Raw genomic sequence first — 23,855 nt, forward strand, 5'->3', positions numbered from 1 at the left:
CGGGGGGCGTTAGCTCAGTTGGTCAGAGCAGGGGACTCATAATCCCTTGGTCACAGGTTCAAGTCCTGTACGCCCTACCAGGAAAATCTCGCAAATCAACAGCTTGCTTGATGCCAGGCTGTCACTGACGAATCCGGGCAACGCCGCAGCGTGGAGGTCCCGAGCCGGGTCAAGCCGTGGCGGTCGACCCAAAGTGACGGGAAGTTCAACCTGTCTGCCCGTTACGGGGCGAGGGTGCTGGAGTTGCCGAACACGGCGACAAAAGCATCAGAGCTCGATCCCGCGCTGACTGCCGTTGCTTTCAATGCCCGCCATCGGAAATCGGGCAAATGACTTCGTGTTTGAGTGGCGAAGTCATTGGCCCGCAGCATCCTCGAAGCGATATTCACGGGCTGATGCTCAGTCCGTAGTCCGCATCAGGTGCCACGATCTTCCCGTTCCACACGCCAATCCAGTTGACCCAGGTCGAGTTTGCCTTGGGGAAGGAGCCCGTATGCGTGTAGATGACTTCGCTGCTGGTCATTTCCGGATACTTGACCTTCTGTATCACGACTGCCCTGTAGAAGTCGGGATTCGTGTCAATCGTCCTGAGCAAATAGGCATGGCCGTTGTGATGAATCACGTCCAGGGCAAGGCCGTAGCCCGGAACACTCGGGAAGGATACGGAACTGGAAAATTTGCCCGTTCCATCATTGATGACGATCTGGGGGTTTTGATTGTATTGAGGATCGCTGCTGTGGCCAGATAGGAAAAGATCGTAGGCATTCCTCCCGGGGAATTTGATGAGTTCCGCGGTGTAGGCTGTTTTCCTGAGGTCGATGCCCGGAATCAGCGAATTGGTGAAGGTGAATGTGCCATCCCGGTTGTTGATGTAGAAGCCAATGCCGCCCCGCCCGTCGTAAGTGCCATGGTCCGTGATGACGAGGTCAGGGTAGCCATCGCCGTTGATGTCGGCGGCAGACGCTCCATGGGTGTAATTCGGGCTCTTCGATTGATAAAAGTGTTTGGTGAATTTCCCCGCCTTGTTGCTCAGGAGCAGCAGGCTGGGCTCGCCACTGAAGGGCGGTTGATCAATCCCGGTACATGCGAAAAATACGTCGGGGCGCCCGTCCTGGTTGAAGTCGGCGACCACTGCCTTTCTCGGATGCAGACAGCCTGACGTGTCGTCGATCAAGGCGCTGGTGTTGTCAATCCATTTTCCATTTGCCTGCCTGTAGAAATAGATATGACCTTTTTTGTCGGCGGTTGCGGCTGTCCAGTCGTACTCGAACGAGTGGGCGACCAGTGCATAGTTTCCGTCGCCAAAAAAATCCCCGTAGGCCAGTGAATTTGAATGGAGAAAACTATTCCCAAGGGCGGATCCGAATGTGTCGGTGAGCGATAGGGGGCCGATTGAATTAATCGCCGCCATCTTGTTCTCGTATGAACTCAGACTGAGGCTCGCAGCTTTGGTCGGTTGAACTGTCGGTGTCGGTGTCGGTGCCGGTGCCGGTGCCGGTGCGGCAGGCGTATCACCGCTTCCGCTCGTGCTGCCAGCCGCGGTCGACGCAGTGACGTTGGTGGTGCTGCCGCCACCGCCGCCCCCGCAAGCCGACAGCATCAACGAAAGGACTATCGAAATCAAACTTGTGCTGCGCACAAACGGTCTCCTCGAACGCGGAATGATGTCAAACAGGGAAAGTCAAGCGTACGCTGCGAGATTTGTATCGAAATGTAAATTGGCTTGGGCTTTCCTTGGCGCGGCATTGCCTTGGGGGTTGGATCTTTCGGTTTATCAATCGCACTGTCTGGCGATTTAGGTAGCCATGGTTCTGGTCCTGGTTTTATCGCGCGCCGCTGTTCGCGCGACACCGCCTCCAGCGCACCGAGGACCAGGTCCGCGCGATCGAGGCGCGGCAGAAGGCGCTGTTCGACCAGGCGCTGGAGTGAGGGGCGGCGGTCACGCCTCGAACAGGGTGTGCAGCTTCAGCCGGTGCACCTTGCGCGTGGCGGTCTGCGGCACGTCGTCCATGCGCACGAACTTCACCCGGCGCGGCACCTTGTAGGCGGCCACCGGGGCTCGGGGTCGTCGATCCAGCTGCCTGGCATGCTGGCGGGCCAGGTCGACTCGCGCGTGCCGCTGGAGGTTCGCGGCTATCTCATGCGGGTGCTGGATCCGGGACTGTTCGGCGATGTCGGCAAGTTCCGCGCGAAGGTCAGCGAGTTCGCCGGCGAGCGCGAGCGCCGCCTCGTCGCCGGCGTGATCGAGGTGCAGGACCTGGTGGTGAAGACCCTGCGCGACGTCTGCGCGCAGCCGGCCTGAGCGATGCGGCCCGGGCGCCACGCCAAGGCGTGGCGGCCAGGGCAGGCCAGGCCCTTCAGCCCGCCAGCGCCGCGCACACCGCGCGGGTCACATCCACCGTCTTCGCCTTGCCGCCCAGGTCGCCTGTGTGCAGCGCCGGGTTGGCGGTGATGGCCTCGATGGCCTGCATCAGGCGCCGGGCCGCGGCGTTCTCGCCCAGGTGCTCCAGCAGCATCACCACCGACCAGAAGGTGCCCACCGGGTTGGCCAGGCCCTGGCCCATGATGTCGAAGGCCGAGCCGTGGATCGGCTCGAACATCGAGGGGTAGCGGCGCTCGGGGTCGATGTTGCCGGTGGGCGCGATGCCCAGGCTGCCCGCCAGCGCCGCGGCCAGGTCGCTCAGGATGTCGGCGTGCAGGTTGGTGGCGACGATGGTGTCCAGCGTGGCGGGGCGGTTCACCATGCGCGCGGTGGCGGCGTCGACCAGCTCCTTGTCCCACTTGACGTCGGGGAACTCCTTCGCCACCTGCACCGCGATCTCGTCCCACATCACCATGGCGTGGCGCTGGGCGTTGCTCTTGGTGACCACCGTCAGCAGCTTGCGCGGGCGCGACTGCGCCAGCCTGAAGGCGAAGCGCATGATCCGTTCCACGCCGGCGCGGGTCATGATGGAGACATCGGTCGCCGCCTCGATCGGGTGGCCCTGGTGCACGCGGCCGCCGACGCCGGCGTACTCGCCCTCGGAGTTCTCGCGCACGATGACCCAGTCCAGGTCCTTCGGGCCGCAGCGCTTGAGGGGCGCGTCGATGCCGGGGAGGATGCGGGTGGGCCGCACGTTGGCGTACTGGTCGAAGCCCTGGCAGATCTTCAGGCGCAGGCCCCACAGCGTGATGTGGTCCGGAATGTGCGGGTCGCCGGCGGAGCCGAACAGGATGGCGTCCTTGCCCTTGAGGGCCTCCAGGCCGTCGTCCGGCATCATGCGGCCGTGCGCGCGGTAGTAGTCGCCGCCCCAGTCGAAATCCTCGAACTCGAAGGCGAAGCTGCCCGAGGCCGTGGCCAGCGCGCGCATGACCTCCACGCCTGCGGGGATCACTTCCTTGCCGATGCCGTCTCCGGGGATGGTGGCGATGCGATAGGTCTTCATGGGGGTTGTCTCCGGTCGGTTCGATTGCCGTATGTCGAAGCCGCAGACTCTAACCGGCCCGGGGGTTCGTCCCGCGCGAATGCAGCCTTCGCCACAGGCGAATGGTGCCGGGGCGCGGCACTGCCTACAGTGGTCGCCGCCGAAGGAGACAGGAGACAGGCATTCCCATGAAGATCACCCGCCTCGAAGTGTTCGCCCTGCGCGCCCCGCCGCAGGCCCGCCCCCACTGGACCAGCCATTTCATCGTGCCCACGGCCAACGAGATCCTGGTGCGCCTCCACACCGACGAGGGGATCGAGGGCTTCGGCCTGGCCACCAGCTACACCCCGATCGATTTCGCGATCAAGGCCTGGAAGGGCGGCCTCGCCGAGCAGATCGTGGGCGAGGACGCGCTCGCGCCCGAGCGCCTGTACCAGAAGCTGTTCGGCCTGACCACGAGCAAGGTGGCCAATGAGAAGGGCTGGTCCCGCGAGGCCCTGGTCCGCATCAGCGCCGCGGTCGACATCGCCTGCTGGGACATCGTGGGCAAGGCCGCCGGCCTGCCGCTGTTCCGCCTGTTCGGCGGCTACCGCGACGAGGTGCCGGCCTATGTCACCTGCGGCTACTACCGCGAGGGCAAGGACAACGCCGAGCTGCGCGACGAGATGCAGATGCTGGTGGAACAGGGCCACACCGGCTTCAAGGCCAAGGCCGGCGGCATCCCCGTGCCGCAGGACGTGGAGCGCATGGCCGTCATGCGCGAGGTGATCGGGCCCGACGCCGACTTCATGGTGGACCCCAACCGCGCCTGGGACCTGCGCACCGCGATCGACGCGGCGCAGCGCCTGGAGGCGCTGAACCCGCGCTGGCTGGAGGAGCCGATTCGCTGGGAGGACGACCGCCGAGGCCTCAAGCTGCTGGCGCAGAAGACCCGCATCCCCCTGTCGGGCGGCGAGAGCGAGATCACCAGCTACGGCTGCCGCGCCATGCTGGAGGAGCAGGCGATCCAGATCCTGCAGTTCGACTGCACGATGATGGGCGGCTTCACCGAGGGCCGCAAGCTCACCGGCCTGTGCGAGCTCAATCACGTGCAGGTGGCGCCGCACCACGACTGCTTCATCCACGCCCACCTGGTGGCCTCCAGCCCCGCGGGGCTGATCGTCGAGGCCTTCACCGACCCCGAGCGCGACCCGCTGCAGGCCGAGCTGTTCGAGGACGCGCCGAAGATCGCCAACGGCAAGATGAAGCTCAAGGAGCAGCCGGGCCTGGGGCTCACGCTGTCCGAGGCGGCGATCCGCAAGTACGGCGAGCGCATCCTCTGAGGCCCGGCGCGGATCGCGCAGGCGACACGGGCAGGGGCTTCGCCCGGATCGAACGCACCCACAATACGCAACCAGCAGGCGGGCCGCACCCGCACGACACGAGGAGACCGAGATGAAAGCTTTCGTACGTTCCTTCGCCCTGGGCCTCGCGGCCCTCGCCAGCGTGCCGGCCTTCGCGCAGGCGCAGGCCTACCCGAGCAAGCCGATCCGCCTGATCGTGCCCTTCGCCCCCGGCGGCACCACCGACGTGCTCGCCCGCCTGGTGGGCCAGCGCCTGACCACCGCCTGGGGCCAGCCCGTGGTGGTGGAGAACCGCGCCGGCGCCGGCGCCACGCTGGGCGCCGAGATGGTGGCCAAGGCCCCGGCCGACGGCTACACGCTCCTCATGGGCGCGGCCCACCACACCATCGCGCAGAACGTCTATTCCAAGCTCAGTTACCACTTCGGCCGCGACTTCGCGCCGGTCACCGTGGTGGCCATGGTGCCCAACGCGGTGGTGGTCAACGCCAACGTGCCGGCCAAGACCATCCAGGAGCTGGTGGCCCTGGCCAAGGCCCAGCCCGGCAAGCTCAATTACGGCTCCGCCGGCGCCGGCACCGCGCACCACCTGATTGGCGAGATGTTCAAGCTGCGCTCGGGCACCGACATCGTCCACGTGCCGTACAAGGGCAGCGGCCCCGCGGTGGCCGACCTCGTCGGCGGCCAGGTGCAGGTCATGTTCGACACCGTCACCTCGGCGCTGCCCCAGGTCAAGGGCGGCAAGACCCGCGCCCTGGCCGTGACCACCGCCAAGCGCTCCTCGGCCCTGCCCGACGTGCCCGCGCTGTCCGAGACCGTGCTGCCCGGCTTCGACGTGGGCACCTGGTTCGGTATCCTCGCGCCCGCGGGAACGCCGCAACCCATCGTCGACAAGCTCAATGCCGAGATCGTGAAGATCATCAACAACCCCGAAGTGCGCAAGCAGCTGCTGGACATGGGCTCCGAGCCGGTGGGCAACACGCCGGCCCAGATGGCGGCCCAGATCAAGTCCGAGCTCGACGCCTTCGAGTCCCTGGTCAAGCAGATCAAGCTCACCGTGGAGTGATCGACCGGATGCCTGATTTCCACACCCTGGGCCACAGCGGCCTGCGCGTGCCCCGGCTCTGGCTGGGGGCGATGATGTTCGGCGACCAGACCGACGAGGCGCAGGCCCGCGAGATCGTCGCGGCCACGCGCGCCGCCGGCCTGAACGCCATCGACACCTCCGACAACTACGCCGGCGGCGAGTCCGAGCGCATCACGGGCCGGCTGATCGCGCAGGACCGCCACCGCTGGGTGCTGGCCACCAAGGTCGCCAACCCCATGAGCGCCGAACCGAACGACCGCGGCCTGTCGCGGCGCTGGCTGATGCAGGAGGCGGACAACAGCCTGCGCCGCCTGGGCACCGACTGGATCGATGTCTACTACATGCACCGCGACGACGAGGAGACGCCGCTGGAGGAGACCCTCTCGGCCTTCGCGCGCCTGATCGAGCTGGGCAAGATCCGCTACTACGGCCTGTCCAACTTCCGCGGCTGGCGCATCGCCCGCGTGGTGGAGACCGCGCGGCGCATGGGCATCCCGCAGCCGATCGTGTGCCAGCCGCCGTACAGCGCGGTCACCCGCGGCATCGAGGCCGAGCTGCTGCCCGCGTGCGACCACTACGGCCTGGGCGTGGTGGCCTACAGCCCGCTGGCGCGCGGCGTGCTTTCCGGCAAGTACCTGCCCGACGCGCCGCCGCCCGAGGGCTCGCGCGCCGCGCGCGGCGACCGCCGCATCCTGCAGACCGAGTTCCGCCCCGAGTCGATGGTGGTCGCCCAGAAGCTCAAGGACCACGCCAGCGCGCGCGGGCTGAGCCCGACCCACTTCGCCATCGCCTGGGTGTTGAACAACCGCCGCATCAACGGCGTGATCGGCGGTCCGCGCACCCTGGCGCAGTGGACCGACTACCTGCAGGCGCTCGACGTGCGCCTGACCGCCGAGGACGAGGCCGTGGTCGATGCCCTGGTGCCGCCCGGCTATGCCTCGACCTACGGCTACAACGACCCGCAATACCCGCTGACCGGGCGCATCGCCCGGTCGTGATTCGAACCGATTGACAACCCCGACTGATTTTCAAGGAGCTAGGGAGATGAGCAAGAAACGCATCGCCGTGATCGCCGGAGACGGCATCGGCAAGGAAGTGATGCCCGAGGGCGTGCGCGTGATGGAGGCGGCCGCGAGCAAGTTCGGCATCGACCTGCAGTTCGACCACTTCGGCTTTTCCAGCTGGGACTACTGCGAGAAGCACGGCAAGATGCTGCCCGACGACTGGAAGGACCAGATCGGCGGCCATGACGCCATCTACTTCGGCGCGGTGGGCTGGCCCGAGAAGATTGCCGACCACGTCTCGCTGTGGGGCTCGCTGCTGCTGTTCCGCCGCGAGTTCGACCAGTACGTGAACCTGCGCCCGGCGCGCCTGATGCCCGGCATCGTCGCCCCGGTGGTGCGCAAGGACGGCAGCCGCCGCGAGCCCGGCGAGATCGACATGTACATCGTGCGCGAGAACACCGAGGGCGAGTATTCGTCCATCGGCGGGCGCATGTTCCAGGGCACCGAGCGCGAGATCGTGATGCAGGAGACCGTGATGTCCCGCATCGGCGTGGACCGCGTGCTCAAGTTCGCCTTCGAGCTGGCGCAGTCGCGTCCCAAGAAGCACCTGACCAGCGCCACCAAGAGCAACGGCATTGCCATCACCATGCCGTACTGGGACGAGCGCGTCGCCGAGATGGCCAAGGCGTACCCCGGCCTCACCCTCGACAAGTTCCACATCGACATCCTCACCGCGCACTTCGTGCAGCGCCCGGACTTCTTCGACGTGGTGGTGGCCAGCAACCTGTTCGGCGACATCCTGAGCGACCTGGGCCCGGCCTGCACCGGCACCATCGGCATCGCGCCCAGCGCCAACCTGAACCCGGACCGCAAGTACCCGTCGCTGTTCGAGCCGGTGCACGGCTCCGCGCCCGACATCGCGGGCAAGGGCATTGCCAACCCGATCGGCCAGATCTGGTGCGGCGCGATGATGCTGGAGTTCCTGGGCCACAAGGACGCCCACGACGCCGTGCTCAAGGCCATCGAGACCGTGCTCGATCCCAAGAGCGGCGCGCCGCGCACGCCGGACATCGGCGGCAAGGACACCACCAGCGACCTGGGCAAGGCGATCGCCGAAGCCCTGTGAGGTCCAGCCGCATCACCCTCCCCAACGGCAAGTCCCTCTCCCGCCTCGCCTACGGCCTGTGGCGGCTGTCCGAGGCACCCGACACCTCGGCGCGTGCCGTCGCCGGCGTCATCGAGGCCTGCCTGGAGCAGGGCATCACCACCTTCGACCATGCCGACATCTATGGCGACTACGCCTGCGAAGGCCTGTTCGGTGATGCCCTGCGCCTGCGGCCTTCGCTGAAGGACCGCATCGAGGTGGTCACCAAGACGGACATCATGCTGCGCAGCGCCCAGTGCCCCGGCACGCGGGTGAAGCACTACGACACCAGCGCGGCGCACGTGCGCGCCAGCGTGGACCGCTCGCTGTCCCGCCTCGGCGTGGACGTGATCGACCTGCTCCTGATCCACCGCCCCGACCCGCTGATGGACGCCACCGAGCTGGGCGCCTGCCTGGACGGCCTGATCGACGCGGGCAAGCTGCGCGGCGCGGGCGTGTCCAACTTCATGCCCTGGGACATCGACCTGCTGCAATCGCGCATGAAGCACCGCCTGCAGGTGAACCAGATCGAGCTGGGCCTGCTGCACACCGCCCCCTTCACCAACGGCCAGGTGGCGCACGCGCAGCAGCACCGCATGCCGGTGATGGCCTGGTCGCCCCTGGGCGGCGGCCGCCTGCATGCCGAGGCCGCCACGCCGGGCACCGCGGCGGCCCGCCTCGCGCCGCGCCTGGAGGCGCTGGCCCGCGCCGCCGGCACCGACGCCACCGCGGTGGCCGTCGCCTGGCTGCTGCACCACCCGGCGCAGGTGCTGCCGGTCCTGGGGTCGAACCAGCCGCATCGCATCGCCGCCCTCTCGCAGGCGCTGCGGGTGCCGATGGACCGCCAGACCTGGTTCGAGCTGTACGAGCTCGCCAACGGCCACGAGGTGGCCTGAGGCCCCGGAAAGGGGCGACGCGAAAAAGGGCGGAAGGACGCCGGCGCCGGCCTCAGGTGCTGGCCCGCACCACCAGCTCGAACCCCAGGTCCACGCAGGGCGTCTCCACCGGCCGCCCCGCCATCAGCGCCAGCAGCATCTTCGCCGCCACCTCGCCGATCTCGGCGCGGGGCGTGCGCACGGTGGTCAGCGGCGGCGGCATCTGGTCGCTGCCGGTGAGGTCGTTGAAGCCGGCCACCGCCACCTGCCGCGGCACCTCGATCCCCAGGCGCACCGCCGCCAGCAGCGCGCCCTGGGCCAGGTCGTCGTTGCAGAAGAAGACCGCGTCCACCGCCGGCCGCTGCGCCACGATCTGCTCGAACATGCGCCCGCCCAGGTCGATGGACGAGGGGTCCGGCCGCATCCACTCCAGCGTCGGGTCGTAGAGCCCGGCGGCCTGCAGCTCGCGGCGCCAGCCGGCCATGCGCTGCATCACCCGCGCGTCCAGCTGGGCGCCGCCGAAGGCGATGCGCCGGCGCCCGCGGTCGATCAGGTGCCGCGTCATCGCCGCGCCCGCCGCCTCCTGCGACAGGCCCACCGTGTACTCGCCGGGCCCCGCCACCGCCTCCATCACGTGCACGCAGGGCACGCCGCTGCTCGCCAGCAGCGCACGCGAGGCCTCGCCCTGTTCCGTGCCGGTGACCAGGATGCCCGCCGGCCGGTGCAGCAGCTGCTCGCGCAGCAACTGCTCCTCTTCCGCTGGGTCGTAGTGGGTGATGCCGATCAGGGTCTGGAAGCCCGCCGGGCGCAGCGTGCGCTGCACCGCCTCCAGCAGGTCCACGAACAGCGCGTTCGTCAGCAGCGGGATCAGCACCGCCACGTGGCTGCTGCGGCGCGAGGCCAGGGCGCGCGCCGCCGGGTCCGGCACGTAGCCGAGCTTGGCCGCCGCCTCCCGCACCCGCTGCACCAGGGCCGGGTCCACCGCCCGCGCCCCGCTCAGGGCGCGCGACACCGTCATCGGGCTCACCCCGGCCAGCGTCGCCACATCGGCCAGGGTGACGCGGCCGGTGGCGCGGGAACGGGAAGGCGCAGGAGGCATGGGGAAATCCGGGTTTCTACTTATTGGTGGTGGCGCGTCACCGCATAGGATAGCGCTATCCGTGAAGCTCGGGTACAGGGTTTCACCGCAGGCAGCGAACCTGGAGACGGAGTGGACAGTCCACCGCCAAGGCGTTCGCTGCTTTTTTTCCCTGATGGGATAGCGCTATCCAAGATAACCAGATGGATTCCTCGATCGTGTTCATGGGCGTGGCCGGCTGCGGCAAGTCCAGCCTGGGCGCCGCGGTGGCGGCCGACCTGGGCCTGCGCCTGGTGGAGGGCGACGACCACCACAGCGCCGACAGCCGGGACAAGATGGCCCGCGGCGTCCCCCTGACCGACGCCGACCGCGCCGGCTGGCTGGAGCGCCTGGGCCGCGAGCTGCAGGTGGGCGAGGGCGGCACGGTGCTGACCTGTTCCGCCCTCAAGCGCTCGTACCGCGACCTGCTGCGTTTCGCCTCGCCGGGCCTGCGCTTCGTCTTCCTCGACATCGACCGCGAGGAGGCCGCCCGCCGGGTGGCTGCCCGCGCCGGTTCGCACTTCTTCTCCAGCAGCCTGGTCGACAGCCAGTTCGCCACGCTGGAATCCCCCGTGGGCGAGCCCGGCGTGCTGCGCGTGGACGCGCGGCTGCCGCTGCCCGAACTCAAGGCCGGCGTGAAGGCCTGGCTGCAAGGAGAGACGCAATGAGCGATGCGGGCAACAAGCCGGCCCACCCGGTCCAGCGCGTGGCGAACCTCGCCATGGGCGCCTGCCTGGGCGTGATGGCCCTGGCCGTCTTCGTCAACGTGGTGCTGCGCTACGGCTTCGGCAGCGGCGTGGCCGCCAGCGAGGAGCTCTCGCGCCTGCTGTTCGTGTGGATGGTGTTCATCGGCGCGACCGCCGCCTACCCGGCCGGCGAGCACATGGCCTTCACCAGCCTGGTGGGCCTGCTGCGTCGGCGCCGCGTCGCCATGGCCGGCATCACCGTGGTGATCCGCCTGCTGGTGATCCTGGCGGCCGGCCTGGTCGCCTGGGGCGCCTGGCAGCAGGTGGTGGTGGGCCTGGACAGCCGCTCGGTCGTGCTGCAGTACCCCGCGGCGCTGCTGCCGCTGCCGGCCTTCCTCAGCGCCGCCGCCATCGGCGTCATGGCGCTGGTCGAATTGATCAGGAATGAGCCGCTGGACCTGGGCCACGGCATGGACGTGGAGTGACGTGATGAGCGCAGAAGGACTCGCTTTCATCGTCTTCGTGGCCGGCATGCTCGGCCTCATGGGCATCGGCCTGAACATGGCCCTGGCGCTGGTGCTCACCGGCGCCGGCATGGCCTGGGTACTGGACTTCTGGGACACCCAGCTGCTCGCCCAGAACCTGGTGGCCGGCGTCGACAGCTTTCCGCTGCTGGCCGTGCCCTTCTTCATCCTCGCGGGCGAACTGATGAACGCCGGCGGCATCAGCCGCCGCATCATCGACATGGCCCAGGCCTGGGTCGGCCACATCAAGGGCGGCCTGGGCTTCGTCGCCATCGGCGCGGCGGTGCTCATGGCCTCCATGAGCGGCTCGGCGCTGGCCGACACCGCGGCGCTGGCCACCATCCTGCTGCCCATGATGCGCCAGCAGGGGTATCCCATGGCCACCTCCGCGGGCCTGGTGGCCTCGGGCGGCATCATCGCGCCCATCATCCCGCCGTCCATGCCCTTCGTGATCTACGGCGTGACCACCAACACCTCGATCTCCTCGCTGTTCCTCTCGGGCGTGGTGCCGGGGCTGATCATGGGCGCGGGCCTGATCGTGGCCTGGAAGCTCACGCTGCGCCGCATCGACCTGCCCGAGGGCGTGCCGGTGCCCATGGCCCAGCGCCTGCGCGTGACGGCCAAGGCCTTCTGGGCCCTGGTGATGCCCCTGATCATCATCGGCGGCATGAAGACCGGCGTGTTCACGCCCACCGAGGCCGCCGTGGTCGCCGCGTTCTACGCCCTGGTCGTGGCCCTGTTCATCCACCGCGAGATGAAGGTCGCCGAACTGGGCCACGTGCTGGTGCGCGCGGCCAAGACCACCGCCATCGTCATGTTCCTGTGCGCCGGCGCACAGGTGGCCAGCTACATGATCACGCTGGCCGACCTGCCCGGCGTTCTCACCGCCTGGCTCGGCCCGCTGATCGAGAGCCCGCGCCTGCTGATGCTGGTGATGATGCTGGCGCTGGTGCTGATTGGCACCGCGCTGGACCTGACCCCCACCATCCTGATCTTCGCGCCCGTGATGCTGCCCATCGCGGTGAAGGCCGGCATCGACCCGGTCTACTTCGGCCTGATGTTCGTGCTCAATGGCGCCATCGGCCTGATCACGCCGCCGGTGGGCACGGTGCTGAACGTGGTGGCCGGCGTCGGCCGGCTGTCCATGCACCAGGTGATCAAGGGGGTGAACCCCTTCCTGGTCACCTACACGCTGATCCTCCTGCTTTTCGTGCTGTTCCCCCAGATCGTGACCGCGCCGGTGGCGTGGATGCGGTGACCCTTTCCCCCGTCAACTTCCCTCCCTGGAGACTTCCATGAACCTGTTCCGCCGCGCCCTCGTCGCCTCGGCCGCCGCCCTGGCGCTGGCCACTCCCTTCGCCGCCCTGGCCCAGGCCCAGGACATCAAGCCCCGCCTGATCCGCTTCGGCTACGGCCTGAACGAGCAGTCCAACCAGGGCCGCGCCGTCAAGCTGTTCGCCGAGCAGGTCGAGAAGGCCTCGGGCGGCAAGATGAAGGTGCGCGCCATCGGCGCCGCCGCCCTCGGCTCCGACAACCAGATGCAGCAGGCCCTCATCGGCGGCGCGCAGGAAATGATGGTGGGCTCCACCGCCACCCTGGTGGGTATCACCAAGGAAATGGCCCTGTGGGACACCCCGTTCCTCGTGAACAACGCCAAGGAAGCCGACATCCTGCTGGACGGCCCCATCGGCAAGAAGGTGATCGACAAGCTCCAGGAAAAGGGCCTCGTGGGCCTCGTGTACTGGGAGAACGGCTTCCGCAACCTGACCAACAGCAAGCGCCCGATCAACAAGCTGGAAGACCTCAACGGCATCAAGCTGCGCGTGATGCAGAACAACGTGTTCCTGGAGTCGTTCAAGAGCCTGGGCACGAACGCCGTGCCGATGGCCTTCTCCGAGCTGTTCTCCGCGCTGGAGACGGGCACGGTGGACGGCCAGGAGAACCCGGTCAACACCATCCTGTCGTCCAAGTTCTACGAGGTGCAGAAGTACCTGACCATGACCAACCACGTCTACAGCCCGTGGATCGTGCTGGTCTCCAAGAAGTGGTGGGACCAGCTCTCCGCCGCCGAGAAGAAGGTGCTGATGGACGCCGCCGTCGCCAGCCGCGACTTCGAGCGCAAGGACACCCGTGAAGAGGCCGCCGCCGCCACCGCGCAACTCAAGGCCAAGGGCATGCAGGTCAACGAGCTGTCGCCCGCCGAGTCGGCCCGCATGCGCAACGGCCTGACCCGCGTCTACGCCTCCATCGGCGCCAGCGTGGGCATGGACCTGTGGAACGAGACCCAGGCCGAACTGGCCAAGATCCGCGCGGCGAAGAAGTAAGCGGCCCGCGGCCCCGGTCCCGGTCCTGCGGCTCAGGCCGCGCCGGGCCCCGGGTCTTCCCAGTGCAGGAGTTCGGCCAGGCGGCGCACCACCCAGCGCGCCTCGGCCGGCTGCACCGGTGAGCCGGGCGCGGCCAGCGCCTGGCCCATCTTCTCCAGCACGTCGATTTCGGTGATGCCCAGCGCATGCAGCGTGTTCGAGGCCTGCTCGGTGAGCATCTGGGTGAGGTCCTCGCACAGTTCGTAGCGTTCGCGCACCGCGGCCATGGGTTCGGTGAGCTTGTAGCCGCCGGGCGCGGCGTAGAGCTGGGTGAACGAGGGCGGTACCTCGATCTGGTGCGAGTCGTCCATGGGGCCGCAGCATACCCGCAAGCCCCCACGCGCCCGTGAGGACGGCCCGTCACGTACAATCGAGAGCACTGCCAGCTTCACCCGAAGCGCAACCTCCCCGCAACCCGCCGCCTTCTCGCAAGGCACTCCCGCAGGTTGCCACCCTCCGGCCGGCAGCGTCGGCCCCGCTTCCATCCCTGATCCACGCTTGCGCCGGTCCGCGCGGGCGGATCGCCATTGCGGCCTGGTCGCCGCGCTAGAAAGGCTCCCTTGGCCAAAGAAGAACTCATTGAAATGCGCGGCCGCGTGGCCGAAGTCCTGCCCGACTCCCGCTACCGCGTGACCCTCGAGAACGGGCACGAGCTCGTCGCCTACAGCGGCGGCAAGATGCGCAAGCACCGCATCCGCATCATCGCGGGCGACGACGTGACGCTCGAACTCTCCCCCTACGACCTGAACAAGGGTCGCATCATGTTCCGCCACCTGCCCCCCCGCGGGCCGGGTCCGGCCGGTGGCGCCCGGCCGCCGGTGCGCCGCTGAGGCAGGCGACCTCCCCAAAGACAAAGGGCCGCGCGAGCGGCCCTTTCTCATGGCGTGGCCCGCTCAGAGCTTGCAGGCGGGCGAGGCGGCCGGCGTCAGCGAGGCCGGGAAGACCTGCTCCACCGGCGCGCGCAGCTGGCCGTCGACCATCTTCGCGCGGCCCACGTAGTTGGCCAGCACCATCTGGTTGTCGGCTGCGCGCACCTGGCTGGGGCCGAACACGGTCTCCACCGTCTTGCCCGAGAGGGCCTTGGTCACGTCGCCGGGCTTGGCGCTCTTGGCCAGCTTCACGCCCTCGAAGATCACCTGCGTGCCGTTGTAGCCCAGGCCTTCGTTGTCGGTGGGCAGGCGGTTGAATTTCGCGCGGAAGGCGGCGACGAAGGCCTTGTTGCGGGCGTTGTCGATGTCCGGCGAGTAGGTCACGTTGCCGGGCGTGCCCTCGAGGGAGCGGCCGGTGGCGTCCATCATGAAGTTCTGCAGCAGCGAGTGGCCGATCAGCTTGGTCTGCGGGATCAGGCCGAATTCCTGGGCCTGCTTGACGAAGGCGATGGCGTCGCGGCCGGTCTCGGCCACCCAGATCGCCTCGACCTTGGCGTCCTTGAGCTGGGCGATGTAGGGCGAGAAGTCCTTGGTGCCCAACGGCGCGTACAGCTGCAGCTTCACGTCCTTGCCCTGGGCCTTCACCGCCTTGGCGAAGGACTCGGCGGAGTCGCGGCCCCAGACATAGTCGGCGGCCAGGGTGGCGAAGCTCTTCTCCTTGAAGCCCTTGGCCCACTCGCCGATCATGGCGATGTCCATCGCATCGGAGTGGTTGGTGCGGATCATGCGGGCGCGGCAGCTGTCCCCGGTGATCTTGTCGCTCTTGGAGGCCACCACGAAATAGGCGGCGTCCCAGCGCTCCAGGTTCGGGCCCAGGGCCAGGGCGATGGTCGACGGGATGCCCCCGATCAGGAGGTTGTAGCCGTCGCGGGCGAGCTTCTCGGCGACGCGGCGGCCGGCCTCGGGCGTGCCCTCGTCGTCGGCCACCTGCACCTCGACCCTGCGGCCGTCCACGCCGCCCTTGGCGTTCGCCTCGTCGATCGCGAACTGGATGCCGCGAATGACCTCCTCGCCCTGCTGGGCGAACACGCCCGACTTCGAGCTCATGAGGCCGACGCGCACGGGCTCGCGGGCCTGCGCGAGGGCGATGGCGGGAACGGCGGCGACCACGGCGGCGAGGGCCACGGCGCGGCGGGTCAGTTTGGCTTTCAACATCTTCAGTCTCCTTCTCCAGTCAATGGAAGCCCGGCGGCGCCGGGCACTGCATGCGACCCGGCCGGGTCAAACCATCACGTGCTGGTGCAGCTCGTCGAGGCTGTCCTCGGCGACGCGGCCTTCGGCCACCACGCTGCCCTTGGCCATCGCGCAATAGCGCTGCGCGACGCGCGCGACCAGGGTCATGTTCTGTTCGATCAGCAGCAGCGCCGTGCCCTGCGCCGCCACCTCGTTGAAGATCACGCCCAGCTGGTCGACGATCACCGGGGCCAGGCCCTCGGTGGGTTCGTCCAGCAGGATCAGGGCGGGGTTGGCCATGAGGGCGCGGCCCACCGCCAGCATCTGCTGCTGCCCGCCGGACAGGGCGGTGCCCGGGGTGTGGGCGCGCTCCTGCAGGATCGGGAACAGCTTGTAGATGGCGGGCACGGTCCATGGTCCCTTGCGGCCGACGGCGGCGCCCAGGAGCAGGTTCTCCTCCACGCTCAGGTTGGCCACGATGCGCCGGCCCTGCGGCACCACCGCGATGCCGTGCTGGGCGGCCATGTAGGGGCGCGGGCGGGGCAGCAGGTCGCCGCCCAGGCGCACCGAGCCGCCGCGCAGGCTGGCGATGCCCAGGATGGTGTTGACCACGGTGGTCTTGCCCACGCCGTTGCGGCCGATCAGGGCCACCTTCTCGCCCTCGTCGACCCGCAGGTCCAGGCCGTGGAGGATGTGGGCGTTGCCATAGAAGGCATCGACCTTCGTCAGTTCCAGCAGGGTGTTCATGCGGCGCTCCCCAGGTAGGCCTCGCGCACGCGCGGGTCGGCGCGCACCTCGGCGGGCGAGCCCTGGGCGATCACGCGCCCGAGCTCGAAGACGGTGACGGCGTCGGAGATGCCGAAGACCACGTCCATGTCGTGTTCCACCAGCAGCACCGAGACGTTGCGCCGGGTGGTCAGGGCCTTCAGGTGCTGGGCCAGGTCCAGCGACTCCTTGACCGAGAGGCCGGCCATGGGCTCGTCCAGCAGCAGCACGCCGGGGCGCCCGACCAGGGCCAGGGCCAGGTCCAGGCGGCGCTGCTCGCCGTAGCCCAGGTCGTCGGCGACCACGTCGCCGAGGGTGTCGAGCGCGAGCTCCCGGAGCACGTCGTCGGCGTCGGCGCCGGAGTCCTTCGTCCCCATCTTCCAGGAGGCGAGCTCGACCTGCTGGCGCACCTTCATCTGGCCGAAGATCGAGGTGCGCTGGAAGGAGCGCGAGAGCCCGCGGCGGCGGCGGTCCACCACGCCCAGGGCGCTGACGTCCTCCCCCATCAGGGTGACCTTGCCTCGGGTGAGCGGACGCCGGCCGGTGATGGCGTCGATGACGGTGGACTTGCCCGCGCCGTTGGGGCCGATGAGGCCGCGGATCTGGCCCTTGGCGAGGGTGAGGGCGACGCCGTCGACGGCCTTCACGCCACCGTAGTGGATGGCCACGTCCTCGGTCTGCAACACGTAGTCGGTCATGCGGATGTCTCCCTGGGGCGTCAGTGGGCGGCGCGGGCCTTGGGCGGGCCGGCGGGGCGGGTGGCGGCGCTGCCGCGGCCGGAGACCAGGCGCACCAGGATCCCCGACAGGCCGTGCGGCGCGAACACGATCACCACGATCAGCGCGGTGCCGAAGATGGCCATCCAGTGCTGGGCGTGGTCGCCCAGGACGTCCTTGGCCAGGAAGTAGACGGCGGCGCCGAGGGCCGGGCCCCACAGCACCTTCGTGCCGCCGACCACGACCATCATCAGCGCCACGCCCGACAGGCTCCAGTGCAGGGCCTCCGGCGAGACGAAGCTGGTGTTCAGGGCGGCGAGCACGCCGGCCACCGAGGTCACGCCGGCGGACAGCGCGTACACCGCGGCGCGCGGCACCAGGGTCTTGATGTTGATGAAGCGGGCGCGCTCCTCGTTGTCACGCACGGCCTCGGTGATGCTGCCGAAGCGCGCGCGCAGCAGCACCGCCAGGCCCAGCGTCAGCAGCACCAGGGTCGTCCAGCAGACCATCAGCATCGGGCCGGGTTGGGTGAGCGTGTTCAGGGACAGGCCGAACAGCGTGGCGGGCCACTCCACGTTCATGCCGTCGGCGCCGCCGGTCACGCCCCGGGCGCGCGAGGCGGTGAGGTAGGCCATCTGGCCCACCGCGAGGGTGAGCATGCCGAAGGCCACGCCCGGCACGCGCACGATCACCAGGCCGATCACGAAGGCCAGCGCCGTCAGCCCGAGGATGGCCAGCGGCACGGCGGCCTCGGCGGGCACCGCCTTGGCCTGCAGCAGGATCGAGACGATGTAGCCGGACGAGCCGTAGTACAGCGCATGGCCGAAGCTGACCATGCCGTTCTGTTTGAGCAGCAGGCCGACGCCGAGGGCGAAGATGGCGAAGATCGTCGCCTGCGTGAGCAGCGACAGCACCGTGTTGGAGCCGATGCCGAAGGCGGCGGCCGCGCCGATGGCCAGCGCGCCCACCGTGCAGGCGAGCAGGTTGCGGGTCGTCATGGGAAATGTCTCCGGGAAAGGCGTTGCGTGTCGTCAGGTGCGGCTGCCGGCGAAGCCGTTGGGCTTCCACAGCAGGATGGCCACCATCAGCACGAAGGGCAGCAGCACCGAGGTGTCGGGCAGCCACACCGCGCCCAGGGCCTGCACCAGGCCCAGCACCATGGCGGCGATGAACGCGCCGGCCAGCGAGCCCAGGCCGCCGATCACCACCACCACGAAGGAGTCGATGATCACGTCCGCGCTCATCGAGGGCGACAGCGACAGGAAGGGCGCGGCCACCACGCCGGCCAGGCCCGCCAGCGCGGTGCCCAGGCCGACCACGAAGGCGCTGAGGGCGTCGGTGTTCACCCCCTGCATGGCGGTGGTGGTGGGGTCGGTGGACGCGGCCCGCACGAACAGGCCGGCGCGGGAGTGGCGCAGCCACAGCGTCAGGCCCAGGGCCACCGCCGCGCCCACCACGATCACCGCGACGCGGTAGGCCGGCACCGGGTGGCCGAACAGCTCGATCGAGGAGGACAGGGCGGCCGGCGCGGGCAGCGAGAGGTTGGCCTTGCCCCAGAAGCTCTGGACGAAGTCCTCCAGGATCAGGAGCAGGCCGAAGGTCACGAGGACCACGGTCAGCGGGTCGCGGTCCTGCAGCAGGCGGAAGCCCCAGCGGTCCAGGGCCACGCCGAAGGCGGCCATCACGAGCGGGGCGATGACCAGGGCGCCCCAGAAGTTGGTCTTCATCGCCACCGAGTAGCCGATGTAGGCACCCATCATGTACAGCGAGCCGTGGGCGAAATTCACCACGCGGCGCAGGCCGTAGATCAGGGCCAGGCCCGAGCACATGATGATCAGCAGCGCGCCGTAGACGACGCCGTTGAAGATGTGGATGAACATGGGGGTTGTCTCCTTCGTTGTCTCATGTCGCCGGGCCGGTCAGCCCGGTCCCGCCTCGGCCGCGCCCAGTGCCAGCCAGCCGCCGTCGGCGGTGAAGGTGGCGCCGGTGACGAAGCTGGCCTTGTCCGAGGCCAGGAAGCCGATCACCTCGGCGATCTCCTCGGGCCGGGCCATGCGGCCCAGGGGCGTGCGCGCCTCGATGCGCGCCGCGTCGAGCAGGCCCTCGCTCACCAGCCGGTCCACCAGCGCGGTGCGCACGTAGCCCGGGGCGACCGCGTTGACGCGGATGCCGCGGCGGGCCCATTCGCAGGCCATGGCGCGCGTCATCGCGGCCACGCCGGCCTTGGCCGCGCCGTAGGCGTTGCGCCCGGGGATGCCGGCCAGCCCGGCGATGGAGGCGATGTTGACGATGGCGCCGCGGCCCTGCGCCAGCATCACGCGGGCGGCGGCCTGGCTCACGAGGAAGGCGCCGCGCAGGTGCACGTCGAGCACGCGGTCGAACGCGGCCACGTCCTGGTCCACGGTCGGGGCCGACTGCTCGCCGATGCCGGCGTTGTTCACGACCGCGTCGATGCGCCCGCACTGCGCGAGCACGGCCTCGACGGCCTGCCGCACGCTGGCGGCGTCGGCCACGTCGCAGCCCAGGCCCAGGTGCCGGGCGCCGAGCTCGGCGGCGCGGGCCTGCGCGGCGTCGGCGCGCAGGTCCAGCAGCGCCACGCGCTCGAAGTCCTGCGCCAGCCGGCGCGCGGTGGCCCAGCCGATGCCGTCGGCGGCGCCGGTGACCAGGGCGACGCTCATCGCGGCGCCTCCACGCTGGGCAGGCTGGCGCGGCGGATCAGGCGGGTCTCCTGCGCGAGGATCAGGTCGGCCGAGGCGGCGAGGTATTTCGGGAAGTCGGGGTGCGCGTCACGGCGCCGCGAGCGCTCCTCGTAGTCGGCCAGGCTGTCATAGCCCCACAGGTGGGTGAACTGATTCTGCGGACCGACCAGGCTGGTCCAGAAGCCCAGGGGCGTGCCCAGGGTCTCCAGCAGGATCGGCATGGCGAGCCGGTCGAAGACCTCGATGAACTCGCCCATCTTGCGCAGCTTGATGGTGTAGACGCGGTGGTCCACCAGCGGCTTGGCGCCGGCAGCCAGGAGGAGTTCAGGCCGCACGGCGTTGCTCCCCCTGTTCACCCCGGGCCCGGGCCACCAGGTGGTTGCCGGTGATCCAGCCGAAGGTCATGTTGGGGCCCAGCGTGATGCCGGCGGCGGGGTAGTTGCCCCCCATCACGCTGGCGCGGTCGTTGCCCACCGCGTAGAGGCCGTCGATCACCGTGCCGCGGGTGGACAGCACCTCGCCCTGCGGCGTGGTGCGCAGCCCGTCGAAGGTGCCCAGGTCGCCCATGATCACCTTGACCGCGTAGAACGGGCCCTGGGTGATCGGCGCCACGCAGGGATTGGGCTGGTTGGCCGGGTCGGCCAGGTAGCGGTTGAAGGCGGTGGTGCCGCGACCGAACTGGCGGTCCTCGCCCTGCGCCGCGCCCTCGTTGTACTCGGCCACCGTGCGCTCCAGCGCCGCGGCATCGATGCCGCAGTTCCTCGCCAGCTCGCCGAGGGTGCGGCCCTTGGCCAGGTAGCCGTTGCGCAGGAACCGGCCCACCGGCATCGGCGCGGGCTTGACGAAGCCCAGCCCGTACTTGGCCAGCGCCTTCGCGTCGCACACCAGCCACATCGCGGTCTCGCGCTCGGCGGCGCAGGCCTGGATCATGGCCGCGCCCACGTCGTGGTACGACTCGGACTCGTTGCAGAAGCGCACGCCCTTGCGGGTCACGCCGATGATGCCGGGCTTGTAGCGATCCAGCAGGTGCGGGAACACGCCGTACTTTCCGTCGCCGTAGGGCACGCGCGAAACCGGCATCCAGGCCGAGGTGGAGGGGTACTTCAGCTCGAACTTCGCGCCGGCGTCCTCGGCGATGCGGATGCCGTCGCCGGTGTTGCCGGTGGGCACGGGCGAGAGGTGCTCGCCGCCGCGCCGCAGGTGCGGGTAGGCCTGGCCGATGCGCGCCACGTCGTGCGGGAAGCCGCCGCAGGCCAGCACCACGCCCTGGCGGGCGAAGACCTGGACATCCTCGCCGTCCCTGTGCACCACGGCGCCGCGCACCACGCCCTGCTCGACGATGAGGCGGCGGACCGGCGAGTCGGTCCAGATCGGGACGCCCAGCTCCAGGGCCGACTTGGCCAGGCGCGCTGCCAGCGCGTTGCCGCTGGTGACGTTGACGCCGCGCCGATAGAGCGCCAGCTCCTTGAGGTGGGTCGCCAGGCGCTTGGCCACGTAGACGAACGAGGTCAGCGACTTGGTGGCGTTGAAGAAGTGCTTCAGGTCCGCGTTCGAGGAGTTGAACATCATCCCGATGAAGGTGATGGTCTTGAGCGGCGGGCGCAGGCGCTTCATGTCCTCGCCCAGCGCGCGGATGTCGAAGGGCTTGGCCAGGATCGAGCGGCCCACGTCCACGCCGCCCGGCACCTTCGGGTGGTAGTCGGGGTAGAGGGTGGGGACGAACTGCACGCTGGTCTCGCGCTCGAACCATTCCACCATCTTCGGCGCGGCCGCCAGGAAGGCGTCGACCGCGGGGGCGTCGAAGCCGGCGCCGGTCTCGTTCAGCAGGTACTCGCGCGCGGCGGCGGTGGAGTCCTTCTTCGCGCCCTCGCAATGCGGGTTGCCGGGGATCCACAGCACGCCGCCGCTGAAGGCGGTGGAGCCGCCGAAGACCGGCTCCTTCTCCACCACGATCACGTCCAGCCCGCCCTTGCGCGCGGTCACGGCCGTCGACAGGCCGCCGGCGCCGGAGCCGGCGACCAGCACATCACACTCGAGTCGCTTCATTCGTCTTCTCCTGGGGTTGCTGGCCGGCGCGGGTGGTCTGGTTGAAGCCCGGGCGCGGCACCATGTCCATCAACATGCAGTCGAGGCCGCCATCGACCACCAGCTCGGTGCCGTTCACATAGGCGGCGCGGTCGCTGAGGAGGAAGGCGGCGGGTTCGGCGATGTCCACCGGCTCGCCCACGCGGCGGCTGGCGGTGACGGCGGCGCGGGCCGCCTCGAAGCCCGGCACCTCGTAGAAGGCGGCCGACAGTGCGGTGCGGATCATTCCGGGGCAGAGCGCGTTGCTGCGCACGCCGCGCGGGCCCCACTCGGCAGCCAGCTGCTTGTTCATCAGGAGCACGCCGGCCTTGCTGGCGCTGTAGGCGCCGCTGCGCGCCTGCGGGTGCAGCGCCGAGATGGAGGCGATGTGGACGATGCTGCCGCGGCCGGCGGCCAGCATGTCCTGGCCGAACGCGCGGCTGCACAGGAGGTAGCCGGTGAGGTTGACGGCCAGCACCTGGTTCCAGTCTTCCAGCGAGACCGACTCCAGCGGGCCGGGCAGCAGCATGCCGGCGTTGTTCACGAGGCCGGTGACCGGCCCGAACTCGCGGCGCACGCGGGCGGCGGCCGCGGCCACCGCGGCTTCGCTGGCGACGTCGCAGGCCGCCGCGATGGCCTGGGCGCCGCGGGCCCGCAGGGCCGCCGCGGCGCGCTCCGCACCCTCGGCGTCGCGATCGAGCAGGGCCACCCGGGCGCCGGCATCGGCCAGCGAGCCGGCCACGGCCAGGCCGATGCCCGAGGCCGCACCGGTCACCGCGATGGCGCGGCCGGCCAGGCCCAGCCAGTGCGAGTGGGCGGCGCTCACTGCGGCCTCCAGGAACCGGATGCTTCGGGTTTACCCGGGTGGTTGGTGGCCAGGCCGGGGACGGGGCTCCCGGGGCGGATGCCTGCTTGCATGCCTGCTGTCTCCTCTGTGGTGGGGGCGAATGTTCGTCGCTGGGCCGCCGCGCGCCAATCGACAAACGCGGCGAAGGACCGGACAATTCGTGCATGACGAAAGTCCCCCGATTCGCCCTCTACGGCACTGACGAGGCCTCTCCGGCCTGGGCCGAGATGGTCAACCTGGAGCGCATCCCGGAGCGCTCCGGCGCGCACAACTGGGAGATCCAGCCGCATGTGCACGAGGGCCTGCTGCAGGTGCTGTACATCGTCACCGGCAGCGCCGGCGGCGAGGCGCTGATCGACGGGCGCCGCTGGCCCATCGTGCCGCCGTGCCTGATCGTCGTGCCCTCGGGGGCGGTGCATGGCTTCCACTTCCGCAACGACATCGACGGCCCGGTGATCACCGCGCCGCAGCGCCCGCTGGAATCGCTGGCCACCGCCATCGCGCCGCAGTTGCTGGCGCATGTGCGCGCGCCGCGCGTGCTGCCGGTGGACCCGGAGAGCCCGTGGACGCAGGCGCTGATGCCGCTGTTCGACGCGCTGGAGCGCGAGGCGCGCTACCCGGCGGCGGGGCAGGTGGCGGCCAGCATGTCGCTGCTCGCGGCGCTGTTCGTGCAGGTGGCCCGCATCGGCGAGAGCGCGGCGGCCGCGCCCAGCGACCCGCGCTCACGCAAGGCGGCGCAGATCGAGCAGTTCCGCCAGCTGGTGAACGAGCAGTTCCGGCAGCAGCGCTCGGTCGACCACTACGCGCGGCAGATGGGGTTGACGGCAGGCCACCTGGGCCGCCTGTGCCGCGACGCGCTGGGGCTCTCGCCGCTGGACGTGATCAACGCGCGGCTGGTGCACGAGGCCGAGCGCGAGCTGGTGTACTCCACCCTGAGCATCAAGCAGGTCGCCGCCGAACTGGGCTTCGACGACGAGGCCTACTTCGGCCGCTTCTTCAAGAAGCACACCGCGCGCCGGCCCACCGAGTTCCGCGAGATGGCGCGGGCGCACCTGGCCGGGCACTGAGGCGGGCGCCCCGGGCTGGCGCCAGCGTGACGGACATCGTACGACCCCTGC

General features: G+C 69.6%; 25 protein-coding genes and 1 tRNA gene. 13 read left to right on the forward strand and 13 right to left on the reverse strand.

Annotated elements, in window-relative coordinates; all coding sequences use genetic code 11:
• Positions 1-3 precede the first annotated feature (3 nt).
• Positions 4-80: transfer RNA gene (locus tag ACT80S_RS16210), tRNA-Ile, on the forward strand.
• A gap of 305 nt (positions 81-385) precedes the next feature.
• On the opposite strand, the gene ACT80S_RS16215 is transcribed toward ACT80S_RS16210, so the two are convergent.
• Positions 386-1,639, reverse strand: coding sequence for an FG-GAP repeat domain-containing protein (locus ACT80S_RS16215; RefSeq protein WP_377417703.1), 1,254 nt, complete (start codon positions 1,637-1,639; stop codon positions 386-388).
• A gap of 447 nt (positions 1,640-2,086) precedes the next feature.
• Between ACT80S_RS16215 and ACT80S_RS16220 the strand changes: the two genes are divergently transcribed.
• Positions 2,087-2,302 carry a hypothetical protein gene (locus ACT80S_RS16220; RefSeq protein ID WP_377417705.1) on the forward strand — a complete coding sequence of 72 codons (216 nt, stop codon included), beginning with the start codon at positions 2,087-2,089 and terminating at the stop codon, positions 2,300-2,302.
• Positions 2,303-2,357: 55 nt separating this feature from the next.
• On the opposite strand, the gene ACT80S_RS16225 is transcribed toward ACT80S_RS16220, so the two are convergent.
• Positions 2,358-3,425, reverse strand: coding sequence for a tartrate dehydrogenase (locus tag ACT80S_RS16225; protein WP_377417707.1), 1,068 nt, complete (start codon positions 3,423-3,425; stop codon positions 2,358-2,360).
• A gap of 167 nt (positions 3,426-3,592) precedes the next feature.
• Here ACT80S_RS16225 and ACT80S_RS16230 point away from each other — a divergent pair, with 167 nt between their 5' ends.
• The 5 genes from ACT80S_RS16230 (at position 3,593) to ACT80S_RS16250 (ending at position 8,875) form a co-directional block, all read left to right on the forward strand.
• Positions 3,593-4,726, forward strand: coding sequence for a mandelate racemase/muconate lactonizing enzyme family protein (locus tag ACT80S_RS16230; protein WP_377417709.1), 1,134 nt, complete (start codon positions 3,593-3,595; stop codon positions 4,724-4,726).
• Between the two features lie 112 nt (positions 4,727-4,838).
• Entirely contained in the window at positions 4,839-5,810 is a 972-nt protein-coding gene (locus tag ACT80S_RS16235; protein ID WP_377417711.1) for a tripartite tricarboxylate transporter substrate binding protein, read from the forward strand.
• Between the two features lie 8 nt (positions 5,811-5,818).
• Positions 5,819-6,829, forward strand: a complete 1,011-nt coding sequence (locus tag ACT80S_RS16240) for an aldo/keto reductase (protein ID WP_377417713.1) — start codon at positions 5,819-5,821, stop codon at positions 6,827-6,829.
• Positions 6,830-6,875: 46 nt separating this feature from the next.
• Positions 6,876-7,961, forward strand: a complete 1,086-nt coding sequence (locus tag ACT80S_RS16245; RefSeq protein ID WP_377417715.1) for a tartrate dehydrogenase — start codon at positions 6,876-6,878, stop codon at positions 7,959-7,961.
• Positions 7,958-8,875 carry an aldo/keto reductase gene (locus ACT80S_RS16250; protein WP_377417717.1) on the forward strand — a complete coding sequence of 306 codons (918 nt, stop codon included), beginning with the start codon at positions 7,958-7,960 and terminating at the stop codon, positions 8,873-8,875. Before ACT80S_RS16245 ends, ACT80S_RS16250 begins: the two co-directional genes overlap by 4 nt.
• A 52-nt stretch (positions 8,876-8,927) precedes the next feature.
• Here the strand turns inward: ACT80S_RS16250 and ACT80S_RS16255 are convergent, their stop codons facing one another.
• Positions 8,928-9,953 (reverse strand): LacI family DNA-binding transcriptional regulator, encoded by a 1,026-nt coding sequence (locus ACT80S_RS16255; RefSeq protein ID WP_377417719.1) that lies wholly within the window; start codon positions 9,951-9,953, stop codon positions 8,928-8,930.
• 182 nt (positions 9,954-10,135) lie between these two features.
• Here ACT80S_RS16255 and ACT80S_RS16260 point away from each other — a divergent pair, with 182 nt between their 5' ends.
• The 4 genes from ACT80S_RS16260 to ACT80S_RS16275 are packed head-to-tail and all read left to right on the forward strand — an operon-like array spanning position 10,136 to position 13,505.
• Positions 10,136-10,639, forward strand: a complete 504-nt coding sequence (locus ACT80S_RS16260; protein WP_377417721.1) for a gluconokinase — start codon at positions 10,136-10,138, stop codon at positions 10,637-10,639.
• Positions 10,636-11,142 (forward strand): TRAP transporter small permease, encoded by a 507-nt coding sequence (locus ACT80S_RS16265; protein WP_377417723.1) that lies wholly within the window; start codon positions 10,636-10,638, stop codon positions 11,140-11,142. The genes ACT80S_RS16260 and ACT80S_RS16265 overlap by 4 nt, the downstream gene beginning before the upstream one ends.
• A 4-nt stretch (positions 11,143-11,146) precedes the next feature.
• A complete protein-coding gene (locus ACT80S_RS16270; RefSeq protein WP_377417725.1) occupies positions 11,147-12,439 on the forward strand; it encodes a TRAP transporter large permease in 1,293 nt (430 codons plus the stop codon).
• A gap of 37 nt (positions 12,440-12,476) precedes the next feature.
• Complete coding sequence (locus ACT80S_RS16275; RefSeq protein ID WP_377417727.1) at positions 12,477-13,505, forward strand: TRAP transporter substrate-binding protein; 1,029 nt, start codon at positions 12,477-12,479, stop codon at positions 13,503-13,505.
• A 32-nt stretch (positions 13,506-13,537) separates the two neighbouring features.
• Here the strand turns inward: ACT80S_RS16275 and ACT80S_RS16280 are convergent, their stop codons facing one another.
• Positions 13,538-13,855: an ATPase with chaperone activity gene (locus tag ACT80S_RS16280; protein WP_377417729.1), complete on the reverse strand. Its 318-nt coding sequence runs from the start codon at positions 13,853-13,855 to the stop codon at positions 13,538-13,540.
• A gap of 249 nt (positions 13,856-14,104) precedes the next feature.
• Here ACT80S_RS16280 and infA point away from each other — a divergent pair, with 249 nt between their 5' ends.
• Positions 14,105-14,374, forward strand: coding sequence for a translation initiation factor IF-1 (gene infA / locus ACT80S_RS16285; RefSeq protein ID WP_377417731.1), 270 nt, complete (start codon positions 14,105-14,107; stop codon positions 14,372-14,374).
• 63 nt (positions 14,375-14,437) lie between these two features.
• On the opposite strand, the gene ACT80S_RS16290 is transcribed toward infA, so the two are convergent.
• From ACT80S_RS16290 to ACT80S_RS16330, 9 genes are all read right to left on the reverse strand, one after another.
• A complete protein-coding gene (locus ACT80S_RS16290) occupies positions 14,438-15,628 on the reverse strand; it encodes an ABC transporter substrate-binding protein (RefSeq protein ID WP_377417733.1) in 1,191 nt (396 codons plus the stop codon).
• 66 nt (positions 15,629-15,694) lie between these two features.
• Positions 15,695-16,393 (reverse strand): ABC transporter ATP-binding protein, encoded by a 699-nt coding sequence (locus tag ACT80S_RS16295; protein ID WP_377417735.1) that lies wholly within the window; start codon positions 16,391-16,393, stop codon positions 15,695-15,697.
• Entirely contained in the window at positions 16,390-17,109 is a 720-nt protein-coding gene (locus ACT80S_RS16300) for an ABC transporter ATP-binding protein (protein WP_377417737.1), read from the reverse strand. Before ACT80S_RS16300 ends, ACT80S_RS16295 begins: the two co-directional genes overlap by 4 nt.
• A 20-nt stretch (positions 17,110-17,129) precedes the next feature.
• Positions 17,130-18,125 (reverse strand): branched-chain amino acid ABC transporter permease, encoded by a 996-nt coding sequence (locus tag ACT80S_RS16305; protein WP_377417739.1) that lies wholly within the window; start codon positions 18,123-18,125, stop codon positions 17,130-17,132.
• A gap of 33 nt (positions 18,126-18,158) precedes the next feature.
• Positions 18,159-19,007, reverse strand: coding sequence for a branched-chain amino acid ABC transporter permease (locus tag ACT80S_RS16310; protein WP_377417741.1), 849 nt, complete (start codon positions 19,005-19,007; stop codon positions 18,159-18,161).
• A 39-nt stretch (positions 19,008-19,046) separates the two neighbouring features.
• Positions 19,047-19,805, reverse strand: a complete 759-nt coding sequence (locus ACT80S_RS16315) for an SDR family NAD(P)-dependent oxidoreductase (RefSeq protein WP_377417743.1) — start codon at positions 19,803-19,805, stop codon at positions 19,047-19,049.
• Positions 19,802-20,083: an NIPSNAP family protein gene (locus tag ACT80S_RS16320; protein ID WP_377417864.1), complete on the reverse strand. Its 282-nt coding sequence runs from the start codon at positions 20,081-20,083 to the stop codon at positions 19,802-19,804. The genes ACT80S_RS16315 and ACT80S_RS16320 overlap by 4 nt, the downstream gene beginning before the upstream one ends.
• Positions 20,084-20,150: 67 nt before the next feature.
• Entirely contained in the window at positions 20,151-21,872 is a 1,722-nt protein-coding gene (locus ACT80S_RS16325) for an FAD-dependent oxidoreductase (RefSeq protein ID WP_377417745.1), read from the reverse strand.
• Positions 21,853-22,716, reverse strand: coding sequence for an SDR family NAD(P)-dependent oxidoreductase (locus tag ACT80S_RS16330; protein ID WP_377417747.1), 864 nt, complete (start codon positions 22,714-22,716; stop codon positions 21,853-21,855). The genes ACT80S_RS16325 and ACT80S_RS16330 overlap by 20 nt, the downstream gene beginning before the upstream one ends.
• A 185-nt stretch (positions 22,717-22,901) precedes the next feature.
• Here ACT80S_RS16330 and ACT80S_RS16335 point away from each other — a divergent pair, with 185 nt between their 5' ends.
• Complete coding sequence (locus tag ACT80S_RS16335; protein WP_377417749.1) at positions 22,902-23,804, forward strand: helix-turn-helix domain-containing protein; 903 nt, start codon at positions 22,902-22,904, stop codon at positions 23,802-23,804.
• Positions 23,805-23,855: the final 51 nt, after the last annotated feature.

The organism is Ramlibacter sp. MAHUQ-53, from assembly GCF_052600055.1.